This window comes from Neorhizobium huautlense, from assembly GCF_002968575.1.
Lineage (GTDB): Bacteria > Pseudomonadota > Alphaproteobacteria > Rhizobiales > Rhizobiaceae > Neorhizobium > Neorhizobium huautlense.
Genome location: NZ_PVBM01000006.1, coordinates 46,808 through 58,641, shown reverse-complemented (window position 1 = coordinate 58,641; position 11,834 = coordinate 46,808). Strand labels below are relative to the sequence as shown.

Annotated in this window: 9 protein-coding genes; all 9 read left to right on the top strand. The window is 62.2% G+C overall.

Annotation, left to right across the window (positions count from 1 at the left end; genetic code table 11):
- Positions 1–189: 189 nt before the first annotated feature.
- A complete protein-coding gene (locus tag C5L12_RS08685) occupies positions 190–624 on the top strand; it encodes a hypothetical protein (RefSeq protein WP_105371651.1) in 435 nt (144 codons plus the stop codon).
- Between the two features lie 140 nt (positions 625–764).
- Positions 765–1,928: a c-type cytochrome biogenesis protein CcmI gene (gene ccmI, locus C5L12_RS08680; RefSeq protein WP_105371650.1), complete on the top strand. Its 1,164-nt coding sequence runs from the start codon at positions 765–767 to the stop codon at positions 1,926–1,928.
- Positions 1,925–2,377: a cytochrome c maturation protein CcmE gene (gene ccmE / locus C5L12_RS08675; RefSeq protein ID WP_105371649.1), complete on the top strand. Its 453-nt coding sequence runs from the start codon at positions 1,925–1,927 to the stop codon at positions 2,375–2,377. Before ccmI ends, ccmE begins: the two co-directional genes overlap by 4 nt.
- On the top strand, positions 2,374–4,362 hold the full coding sequence (locus tag C5L12_RS08670) for a heme lyase CcmF/NrfE family subunit (protein ID WP_105371648.1): 1,989 nt from the start codon (positions 2,374–2,376) through the stop codon (positions 4,360–4,362). Before ccmE ends, C5L12_RS08670 begins: the two co-directional genes overlap by 4 nt.
- Positions 4,359–4,814 (top strand): cytochrome c-type biogenesis protein, encoded by a 456-nt coding sequence (locus tag C5L12_RS08665; RefSeq protein ID WP_105371647.1) that lies wholly within the window; start codon positions 4,359–4,361, stop codon positions 4,812–4,814. Before C5L12_RS08670 ends, C5L12_RS08665 begins: the two co-directional genes overlap by 4 nt.
- A gap of 141 nt (positions 4,815–4,955) precedes the next feature.
- Positions 4,956–6,539, top strand: a complete 1,584-nt coding sequence (locus C5L12_RS08660) for a Do family serine endopeptidase (protein ID WP_105371646.1) — start codon at positions 4,956–4,958, stop codon at positions 6,537–6,539.
- Between the two features lie 72 nt (positions 6,540–6,611).
- The gene (locus C5L12_RS08655) at positions 6,612–7,370 is read left to right on the top strand and encodes a response regulator transcription factor (RefSeq protein ID WP_105371645.1); all 759 of its coding nucleotides are present in this window, start codon (positions 6,612–6,614) and stop codon (positions 7,368–7,370) included.
- A 27-nt stretch (positions 7,371–7,397) separates the two neighbouring features.
- Positions 7,398–8,789: a sensor histidine kinase gene (locus C5L12_RS08650; RefSeq protein WP_170109073.1), complete on the top strand. Its 1,392-nt coding sequence runs from the start codon at positions 7,398–7,400 to the stop codon at positions 8,787–8,789.
- Positions 8,790–8,823: 34 nt separating this feature from the next.
- Positions 8,824–11,784, top strand: a complete 2,961-nt coding sequence (locus tag C5L12_RS08645; RefSeq protein WP_425350766.1) for a bifunctional [glutamine synthetase] adenylyltransferase/[glutamine synthetase]-adenylyl-L-tyrosine phosphorylase — start codon at positions 8,824–8,826, stop codon at positions 11,782–11,784.
- Positions 11,785–11,834 lie beyond the last annotated feature (50 nt).

Below are 11,834 nucleotides of genomic sequence, written 5' to 3'. Positions count from 1 at the left end.
ATATGGACGGATAGATCGCCTGCTATATCTTCGTGGTCTGGGACGTGGCTATCTCCCTCCGCTAAAAGGGGAAATTGAACGATCGGCGGATCTGCGAGTTTCCCAGCAATGCCGTAATGATGCCATGCCGGGACGGGAGCACTCCCGGATCGATTCCTGAATGAAGATGACTTATGAGCCGGTTCTGATATGCGATCCCAAGGCCTCCAAAACATCCTAACCCTGGCTGTCGTAACCGGTCTGCTAGCAGGCTGCGGTACGTCGTCCGGTGCCGACAAGGGAGGATCGCGCGGGCTTCTTTCGCCGCGTCCTTCCGCTTCGGCATCCTATATCTCCGCGTTGCAGGGCGGGATTGTCGGCCGCGCCGGCGTCGAACTTTCCTCAAGCGACCGCTCCCGCGCCCTGGAGGCGGAATATCGCGCGCTTGAAGCTGCCGCAGGGGGCCAGACGATCCCCTGGAAGGGCGATGATGCAAGCGGCCAGGTAATAGCCAATGCACCCTATCAGGTAGGAAGGCAGAACTGCCGGCAATATCGCCACACGCTGACGGCCGGAGGGCGCGAAATGACCGCACGAGGTGCTGCCTGCCGCAACTCGGACGGGACCTGGACGCCGCTGACCTGACCCCATCTTTGACTTATGTCATGGCCACGGGCGACTTCCGGTGCCATATCGGCGTTATAACTTGCGGCGAAACGCCTCAAATTTGCGTCAACGCCGGCTCCGCAGTTGGAATGCGCCGGTGGTTGCAGTAATGGGCCATTATGTTCTTATGGATCATCCTAGCGCTTCTGACGGCGGCGGTTGCAGCCGTGCTGATCATGCCCTTCTCCCGCCGTGGCATGGCGGCGCCTTCAAGTCATGCCGGTGAGGTCGAAGTCTACCGCGACCAACTCAAGGAACTGGAGCGCGATCGTGCCCAGGGGCTGATCGATGCACAGCAGGCTGAATATGCTCGCGCCGAGATCGGTCGCCGGCTGCTTGCGGCGGCGAGTGAGGATGGCGCAGCGAGTTCTGAAGCCCCGAAGCAGAGATCCCATGCGCTGGTCGCCGCCATCGTGACGGTCATTCCCCCGATTGTCGGGCTCTGTCTTTATTTGACTCTCGGCAATCCGAACCTGCCGGACCAGCCGCTCGAAGCGCGGCTCGCCAATCCGGGAAACAATATCGCCCTGCTCGTCGCCAAGGCGGAGCGGCACTTGGCGCAGAACCCCAATGACGGCGCCGGTTGGGACCTGCTGGCGCCGATCTATTTCCGCACGATGCGGCTTGGCGATGCCGAGATGGCGTATCGCAACGCAATCCGTCTGCTCGGTGCCAGCTCGGAGCGGCTCGCCGGTCTTGGCGAGACCCTCATCGCCACCAATGACGGCATCGTGACCGAGGATGCGCGTTCGGTATTCGAAGAAGCCGTAAAGCTCGACCCCAAAAATCCGCGCTCCCGGTTTTATGTTGGGCTCGGTTTCGAACAGGCCGGCCGCACGGTCGAGGCAAGGGCCGCCTTCGAGGCGATCGCCAAGGAATCTCCCCCAGAGGCCCCCTGGATGCAGCTCGTCAACCAGCACATCGCAAAGAACGGCGGCACCGTTGCGCCAAACCCGGATACCGACACCGGCGGGGTACCGGCTCTCGGCAACCCGACCCAGGAAGACATGGCGGCGGCCGGAGCGATGACACAGAGCGACCGGCAGGCGATGATCCGCGGCATGGTCGACAGCCTTGCCGCCCGGCTGAAAGAGGATCCGAACAATCTCGAGGGCTGGGTGAGACTGGTGCGCTCGTATTCCGTCCTGGGCGAAAAGGAAAAGGCCGAGGAAGCGTTGAAGAGCGGGCTGAAGCAGTTTCCGTCCTCGGGCGAACTGGTGGCGCTGGCAAACGAGATAGGGCTTGCCGTGGAAGGTTCGACGCCCAATGGAGTGACGCAATGACGCGCAAGCAGAAACGGCTGGCAGTGATCGCGGGCGGGATGAGCTTCATCATCGTTGCCGTGCTCCTCGTCATGTTCGCCTTCAGCCAGTCGGTCGCCTATTTCTTCATGCCGGCTGACCTGGCAAAGACCGACGTCAAGCCGGGCACCCGGATTCGCTTGGGCGGTCTGGTGGCGGAAGGTTCCGTAAAGCGCGGCCAGGGCTCGACGGTAAGCTTCACCGTCACCGACGGCACCGGCAACGTGCCGGTCAGCTATACCGGAATTCTGCCTGACCTCTTTCGTGAGGGCCAGGGCGTGGTGACGGAAGGCACGTTCGATGCCGCCCATAATTTCGTCGCCGACAGCGTGCTGGCCAAGCACGATGAAAACTATATGCCGAAGGAAGTCGCCGATCGGCTGAAGGCCGACGGCGTATGGAACGAGGGCAAGGGGGCTGCGAGCCAATGATCGTCGAAATCGGTCACTACGCACTCGTTCTGGCGCTCGCCGCCGCGCTGATCCTCGCGATCCTGCCGGTGATCGGCGCCCGGCGCGGCGACGCGGCGATGATGGCGCTCGCGACAACCGGCACGCTGGCGACATTCTGGCTGGTTGCACTTTCGTTTGCTGCGCTGACCTGGGCCTATGTGGTTTCCGACTTTTCCGTCAGAAACGTCTGGGAGAACTCCCATTCGCTGATGCCGCTGATCTACAAATATTCCGGTGTCTGGGGCAATCACGAAGGCTCCATGATGCTGTGGCTGCTGATCCTGGTCTTCTTCAGCGCTCTGGTTGCGGTCTTCGGCAGAAACCTCCCCGATAGCCTCAAGGCGAACGTGCTGGCCGTGCAGGCCTGGATCACCGCAGCCTTCCTGCTCTTCATCCTGCTCACCTCCAACCCCTTCCTCCGGCTCGATCCGGCTCCGGCGGAGGGGCAGGACCTCAACCCGGTGCTGCAGGATTTCGGGCTCGCGGTTCATCCGCCGCTGCTTTATCTCGGTTATGTCGGGTTCTCCGTCTGCTTCTCCTTTGCGGTCGCCGCTCTGATCGAGGGCCGGATCGACGCCGCTTGGGCCCGCTGGGTGCGGCCCTGGACGCTCGGCGCCTGGACCTTCCTCACCGCCGGTATCGCCATGGGCTCCTATTGGGCCTATTACGAACTCGGCTGGGGCGGCTGGTGGTTCTGGGATCCGGTCGAGAACGCTTCCTTCATGCCCTGGCTTGCCGGCACCGCACTTCTCCATTCGGCCCTGGTAATGGAAAAGCGCGAAGCCCTGAAGATCTGGACCGTGCTGCTTGCGATCATGACGTTCTCGCTGTCGCTGCTCGGCACCTTCCTGGTGCGCTCCGGCGTATTGACCTCGGTGCACGCATTCGCGACGGATCCGACCCGCGGCATCTTCATTCTCTGCATCCTCGCGATCTTTATCGGCGGCGCGTTCATCCTGTTTGCCTGGCGGGCGCCGATGCTGAAGGCGGGCGGATTGTTCGCGCCGATCTCGCGCGAGGGCGCGCTGGTGCTGAACAACCTGATCCTGACGGTCGCGACCGCGACGGTCCTGATCGGGACGCTCTATCCGCTCATCCTCGAAACCCTGACCGGCGAAAAGATTTCCGTCGGCGCGCCGTTCTTCAACATGACCTTCGGTCTGCTGATGCTGCCGCTTCTGGTCGCGGTCCCCTTCGGCCCGTTGCTTGCCTGGAAACGCGGCGATCTGCTCGGCGCCCTGCAGCGCCTCTATCTCTTTGCGGCGCTCGCGCTGGTGGCAGGCCTCGTCTTCTACTATGTCCAGAACGGTGGACCGGTGATGGCGATCTTCGGCCTTGCGCTCGGATTCTGGGGCATGTTCGGCGCCGTCGCCGACCTCTGGTACCGCGGCAATTTTTCCAAAGTCGGTCTTGTCGTCGGATTTCGCAGGTTGGCCGGGTTGCCGCGATCGGTATTCGGGACGGCAATCGCCCATTTCGGCCTTGGCGTGACGGTGCTGGGCATATTCTCCGCCACCCTGTTCGGAACCGAGACGGTGGTCGAGATGAAGCCGCGCGCCACGGTCGATGCCGGCGGCTATTCGCTGACGTTCGACGGCATGCGCGAGGCGGTGGGGCCGAACTTTACCGAAGAACGCGGTCACTTCACGGTGAGCCGCGGCGGCGTGGCGATCGCCGACGTCTGGTCGTCGAAGCGGCTTTATACCGCGAGGCGGATGCCGACGACGGAAGCGGGCATCCAAACCTTTGGACTGAGCCAGCTTTACGTGTCGCTCGGCGATCCGATGGAGGGCGGCGGCATCGTCGTGCGCATCTGGTGGAAACCGTTCATCCTCTGCATCTGGGGCGGCGCGCTGATCATGATGGCGGGTGGGTTCGTGTCCCTTTCGGACCGGCGCCTGCGGGTCGGAGCGCCGAGCCGCAAGGCGAAAACGGTGAAAGCGACGCTGGAGGCGGCGGAATGATGCGCCGGCTGCTGATCGCGATTTTTCTGGTTTTCAGCGCGTTGCCCGCTCTTGCGGTCAACCCTGATGAAGTGCTTTCCGATCCGGCCCTCGAACAGCGCGCCCGAAATCTTTCGGCACAGTTGCGCTGCATGGTCTGCCAGAACCAGTCGATCGACGATTCCAGTGCGGAACTGGCGCGCGACCTGCGCGTGCTGGTGCGCGAGCGGCTGGTGAATGGCGACAGCGACAGACAGGTGATCGACTATGTGGTTTCCCGGTATGGCGAATTCGTGCTCCTGAAGCCGCGGTTCAGTGCCAAGACGATGATCCTCTGGGCCGCACCCATCCTGCTGCTCGTTATCGGCGCCATTGCGATTATCGTATTCGTGCGCACGCGCCCGAGCCAGCGAACGGTCCCGGCCCTGACGCCGGAAGAACAAGCTCGGATAGAAGAGCTTCTTAAGAAATAGGGCGGCGCGTCAGCCGAACATTACCAATATTTCATCCGGTCGCCATCTGCAGTTAACTTCCAGGCGCCTATATCTCTCGTCATCCACCGCACGCCGGACCTCCGGCCAACAACATGACTGACGAGAAGAAGGTAGCAACAGATGCGCAATATTGAACGTCCCTCTTTGAAGACCGTCCTGCAGACCACGACGGTTGCAGGTCTTGCAGCGGTCATGCTTGCGAGCGGCATCCCGGCGCAGATCGTCCAATCCTATGCTGCTCCGGTGACCGTTACCGCACCGCAGGCCCCAAGCTTTGCCGATGTCGTTTCGGCCGTTTCTCCCGCCGTCGTTTCCGTTCGTGTTCAATCCAACACTCAAGTCGCCTCGGATGACGACGACAGCAACTTCACCTTCAATTTCGGCGGCCGCGGCTTCGACCAGCTTCCCGACGATCACCCCCTGAAGCGGTTCTTCCGCGAGTTCGGCGGCCAGATGCCTGGCGGCCCGGGCGACCGCAACCAGGACCGCGCCGAGCGCGGCGGTCCGCGTGATCGCGATCGTCATGACAACCGCCCGCATCCTCTTCGCCCGACAGCACAGGGATCCGGGTTCTTCATTTCCGAAGACGGATATCTGGTGACCAACAACCACGTCGTTTCGGACGGCTCGGCCTACACCGTCGTGATGAACGACGGTACCGAGCTGGAAGCCAAGCTTGTCGGCAAGGACAGCCGCACCGATCTCGCCGTGCTGAAGGTCGACGCCTCAAGCCGCAAATTCACCTATGTCACCTTTGCCGATGATACGAAGGTCCGTGTCGGCGACTGGGTTGTGGCTGTCGGCAATCCGTTCGGGCTTGGCGGCACCGTGACCGCCGGTATCGTTTCGGCCCGTGGCCGCGATATCGGCTCCGGTCCCTATGACGACTATATCCAGGTCGACGCGGCGGTGAACCGCGGCAATTCGGGCGGCCCGACCTTCAACCTCTCCGGCGAAGTCGTCGGCATCAATACCGCGATCTTTTCGCCGTCTGGTGGCAATGTCGGCATCGCCTTCGCCATTCCGGCCTCGGTCGCCAAGGATGTCGTCAACGATCTCATCAAGGATGGCAAGGTCGAGCGCGGCTGGCTCGGCGTGCAGATCCAGCCGGTCAATCAGGATATTGCCGATTCCCTCGGCCTCAAGGAGGCTTCGGGTGCGCTCGTCGTTGCTCCGCAGGAAGGCTCGCCGGGCCAGAAGGCCGGTATCAAGGAAGGCGACGTGATCACCGCCGTCAACGGCCAGCCGATCAAGGACGCCCGAGATCTCGCCAAGCGCGTCGCCGCTTTCGGCCCGAATGCCAAGGTCGATGTCGACCTGTGGCGTGACGGCAAGAAGGAGACCATCCCGGTCACGCTCGGCAACCTCCAGAGCGACGAAGCTGCCGCCGCGGAACCGAAGCAGCCGGACGCCCCGGCTCCGTCCAGTGAGAAGGCGCTGGCCGATCTCGGCATTACCGTCGCTCCCGCCGAAGACGGCTCCGGCCTTTCGGTGACCGATGTCGATCCGGACTCGGAAGCTGCAGCCCGCGGCCTCAAGGCCGGTGAAAAGATCGTGTCGGTCAACAACCGCAAGGTCGAAAACGCAGCCGATATCGGCAAGGTGATCGAACAGGCCCGCAAGGACGGCCGCACCCGTGCGCTGTTCCAGGTGGAATCCGGCGGCAACAGCCGCTTCGTCGCCCTGCCGATCAACGAGGGCTGATCAATTCGCCAGACCCAAGCAAGGGGCGCCGCCGGCAACGGCCGGCGCCCCTTCCGTTGAAAGGGATCAAAGATGGAAACGAGTATTCGTTATTCCCGCCAGGGCGCCGAATCCCATGGTGCAAAAACGGACGCGGACGCTATTGTGCCGCACATGAAGATTCTGGTGATCGAAGACGATCTTGAGGCCGCCGCATACATGACCAAGGCTTTTCGCGAAGCCGGGATCGTGGTCGATCACGCCAGCGATGGCGAAAGCGGCCTCTTCATGGGTACCGAAAATTCCTACGACGTGATGGTGATCGACCGGATGTTGCCACGCCGGGATGGGCTGTCGGTCATCAGCGAACTGCGCAAGCGCGGCGTCAATACGCCGGTGCTGATCCTTTCCGCGCTGGGCCAAGTGGACGATCGCGTGACCGGCCTTCGCGCCGGCGGCGACGATTACCTGCCGAAGCCCTATGCCTTTTCCGAACTGCTCGCCCGGGTCGAGGTGCTCGGCCGCCGCAAGGGGACGCCGGAACAGGACATGGTCTACCGCGTCGGCGATCTGGAACTCGACCGGCTGTCCCACGAAGTAAGGCGCGCCGGCAAGGAAATCCTGCTGCAGCCGCGCGAATTCCGGCTTCTCGAATACCTGATGAAGAATGCCGGACAGGTGGTGACGCGGACCATGCTGCTCGAACACGTCTGGGATTACCACTTCGATCCTCAGACGAATGTCATCGACGTGCATGTCTCGCGGCTGCGCTCGAAGATCGAGAAGGACTTTGACAAACCGCTTCTGAAGACCATCCGCGGTGCGGGCTATATGATCAAGGATGAGGGGTAGGCTTCATTGCTGGCACGTGCCCGTCTGATGTTCCGCTCGACGGCCGTGCGGCTGTCGGCGCTCTATATCCTGCTCTTTGCACTGTGTGCCGCTTTTCTGGTCGTCTACGTGACGGCCATGTCCGAGCGCCTGCTCGCCCAGCAGACGCGCCAGACGCTGCAGGAAGAAGTGCAAGATGTTCAGCGCGCCTATGAACGCGGAGGGATCAATCTTCTTTTGCGCATGATCGAGCGTCGCGCCCGCCAGCCCGGCGCCAATCTTTACGTGATCGCCGGCCCGAATGGCGAGATGCTCGCCGGCAATGTCGCTTCGGTGCAGCCGGGTGTCCTCGACGAGCAGGGCTGGACGGGATTTCCTTTCAGCTACGAGCCCTATGCGGAAGTCAGCCGCCCCGGCCGTCACATGGCGGTTGCCAATGTCTTGCGTCTGGATAACGGCCTGAGGGTGATGATTGGACGTGACCTCGGCGATCCCGGGCGCTTCCGAGGCATCGTGCGGCGGGCCCTGATGGTGGCTCTGACCATCATGGGAATAGGCGCGCTGGTGATCTGGTTCGGCATCGGCCGCAACGCGCTGAAACGTATCGACCGGATGTCGGCGGCAAGCCAGAAGATCATGGCCGGCGACCTCTCCCAGCGCCTGCCCATCGGCAAGTCCGGCGACGAATTCGACCGTCTGTCGGATTCACTGAACGCCATGCTCGGGCGTATCGAGAAGCTGAACGAGGGACTGCGCCAGGTTTCGGACAACATCGCCCACGACCTGAAGACGCCGCTGACCAGATTGCGCAACAAGGCCGCCGATGCGCTGGCAGAAGGACGCGACGATGTACGGCGGACCGCTCTCGAGGGCATCATCGGCGAATCCGATCAGCTCATCCGGACGTTCAACGCTCTGCTGATGATTTCGAGAGTTGAAGCCGGTTCCATCGCGGCGGAGATGTCGGAGGTCGATCTTTCGGCGATTTCCGGCGATAGCGCCGAGCTCTATGAGCCCGTGGCGGAGGAAGCGGGCCTTTCTCTGACGACCGAACTGCAGCCGGGTCTGGTGGTTCAGGGCAATCGCGAACTGATCGGGCAGGCGATCTTTAACCTGCTCGACAATGCGGTCAAATATGCCGCCGAAGGCAAGGGCGAAAAGAAAATCTGCGTAAGGCTTTCGGGACAGAACGGATCGTTCCGCCTCTCCGTATGCGACCACGGACCGGGTATTCCCCGCGACAAGCGCCAGGAGGTGACGAAACGCTTCGTGCGCCTCGACGAAAGCCGTTCGAAACCGGGCACCGGTCTTGGCCTGTCGCTGGTCGAGGCGGTGATGGAGTTACATGGCGGCTCGCTCGAGCTTTCCGCCACCGACGAGAGCGACAAGGAAGCGCCCGGCCTTACCGCGACCATGGTCTTTCCCGCGCCGAAGCCCTAATTGGGAGAGGGCAAGGCGAGATTCGAGGAGGGATATCGTGGCGGAAAAGCAGAGCCGGCTGGATTGGGTCAAGGCGGAGATCATTCGGCCGCTGAACCAGGCGGAAGCAAAATCGGTCGCCGCCGGGCTGAGGGATATCGCCAAGACCGAGCCGCTCCTTGCGGAATTGCTGAAGGCGGATAGCGCGCTCAAGGAATTCATCATCGCGGCTTTCACGCTGTCGCCCTATCTGCGCGATACAGCGGCCGTTTCCCCAGCGCTTCTTGTCACCGCGGTCACCGAGCCGCTGGAGCCGGCATTGGACCGGCTGGTCGATTCAGCGCGGAATGCCTGGCGGCCCAGAGACGGCAAGACGCCTTCCGAAAACGAGGTGATGACCGCGCTGCGAACCGCGAAGCGAGGCCTGAGCTTTCTGGTCGCCCTTGCCGATCTCGCGCGCGTCTTTTCCGCAAGCGACACAACCCGATGGTTGAGTGCGATGGCCGACGCCTGCGTGGCCGCCGCAATCGACCACCTTTTGCTCGCCGGTCAGGAGAGCGGCAAGCTCAAAATTCCTGACCCGGATAATCCAAGCAAGGATTCCGGTCTGATCGTGCTCGGTATGGGCAAGCTTGGCGGCCGCGAACTCAATTATTCCTCCGATATCGACATCGTCGTTTTTTTCGATCCGGAGGCCGGCATCCTTACCGACCCTCTCGACGCTTCCGAAACCTACGGCCGGATGATGCGGCGTCTGATCCGCATCCTGCAGGAGAGAACGGCTGACGGTTATGTTTTCCGCACCGACCTGCGCCTGCGTCCCGATCCCGGTTCGACGCCGCTTGCCGTCTCGCTCGACGCGGCGCTGATCTACTACGAAGGCAGGGGGCAGAACTGGGAGCGGGCCGCCTTCATCAAGGCCCGGCCGATTGCCGGCGACATCGCTGCAGGCGAAAACTTCATGCGGCTGCTGACGCCTTTCGTCTTCCGCAAATATCTGGACTATGCGGCAATTGCCGATATCCATTCGATCAAGCGGCAGATCCACGTGCACAAGGGACACGGCGCGATCACCGTGAAGGGTCACGACGTGAAGCTCGGCCGGGGCGGTATCCGCGAGATCGAATTCTTTGCCCAGACCCAGCAGCTGATCGCCGGCGGGCGGATGCCACCGCTTCGCGCCCGCGAAACCGAAGCGGCGCTCAAGGCGCTGGCGGATGCCAGGTGGATCACGCCCGAAATCGCGGCAGAATTGACGGACTGCTATTGGTTCCTGCGGGATGTCGAGCACCGCATCCAGATGGTGCACGACGAGCAGACCCATGACCTTCCCGGCACGGATGCGGAGCTAAAACGCATCGCCTTCATGCTGGGCTTTCCCGATGCCGCGAGTTTTTCGGCCCGGCTGGAAGAGGTGCTGCGGGCTGTGGAGAAGCGTTATGCGCGGCTTTTCGAACAGGAGGCGAAGCTTTCCGGCGGCGACGGCAACCTCGTCTTCACCGGCCAGCAGGACGATCCGGGAACGCTGAAGACGCTCGCGGCCCTCGGCTTCGAGCGGCCAGCCGACATATCGCGCGTCATTCGCACCTGGCACTATGGCCGTTACCGGGCAACCCAATCCGTCGAATCGCGCGAACGGCTGACCGAGTTGATGCCGGCTCTCCTGAAAGCCTTCGGGGAAAGCCAGCGGGCAGACGAAGCCCTTCTGCGTTTCGACCATTTCCTGAAGGGGCTGCCGGCCGGCATCCAGCTTTTCTCGCTGATCGGCAACAATCCGCCGCTACTTGCGCTTATCGTCACGATCATGTCGTCGGCGCCGCGGCTTGCCGACATTATCGCCTCCAAGCCGCATGTCTTCGACGGCATGTTGGATCCCGGCATGATGACGGAACTGCCGACGCGGGACTATCTTTCCCAGCGATTGACGACTTTTATCAGCGGAGCCAGACACTACGAGGAGCAGCTCGACCGTCTGCGCATCTTTGCTGCCGAACAGCGTTTTCTCATCGGCATCCGGCTCCTGACCGGTGCAATTTCCGGCGTGCAGGCTGCACGCGGCTTTACCCATCTCGCCGATCTCCTGATCGAAGCGGCTCTGAACGCAGTGGTGCGGGAGATCGAAGCTGCGCATGGGACCTATCCGGGCGGCAGGGTGGCCGTCATGGGCATGGGCAAGCTCGGCAGCTTCGAACTGACGGCCGGATCAGACGTCGACCTCATTCTGCTCTACGACTACGACAGCGAAGCGATGGAAAGCGAAGGCGCGAAGCCGCTCGATTCCACTCGCTATTTCACGCGCCTGACCCAGCGCCTGATCGCGGCTCTCTCTGCGCCCATGGCCGAAGGGGTGATATTCGAAGTTGACCTTAGGCTGCGGCCTTCCGGCAACAAGGGGCCGGTCGCCACCCGCATCAACGCCTTTGGCAAATATCAACGCGAGGAGGCCTGGACCTGGGAGCATATGGCCCTGACGCGGGCGCGGCTCATCTGTGGCGAGGCCAGTCTCGTCGACGAGGCGAGGGATGTTATCCGGGAGGTGCTGGCGGCGGAAAGGGAGGTCGGAAAGGTGGCCGCGGACGTGGCCGAAATGCGCGAACTGATCGAAAAGGAAAAGCCGCCGCGCGACATCTGGGATTTCAAGCTCATCCCCGGCGGACTGATCGATATCGAATTCATTGCGCAATATCTCAGGCTGATCGCGCCGGCAAAGGGCCTCACGGCTGATACCTATGGGCTCAGCACCGGAGAGACCTTGAAGGCGGTGGGCGAGACGTTGATGAAACCCGGCGACCTTGAAGCCTGCCTGGAGGCCCTCGGGCTCTTCACGGAACTGTCCCAGATCATCCGGCTTTGCGTCGACGGGCCTTTCGATCCGGGCGATGCTCCGACCGGCCTTGTGGAGCGCATCTGCCGCGCCGGCGACTGCCCGGACATCGGAACGCTTGAGGGCGAGGTCAAGCGTCTGTCCACTGCTGTGCGCACAATATTTCAGAAGGTTGTGGTATCGAAAGGATAATTCCCTTATAAATTGTTACACCTTTTAAGTTTGATTAAAAGGTGCATAAT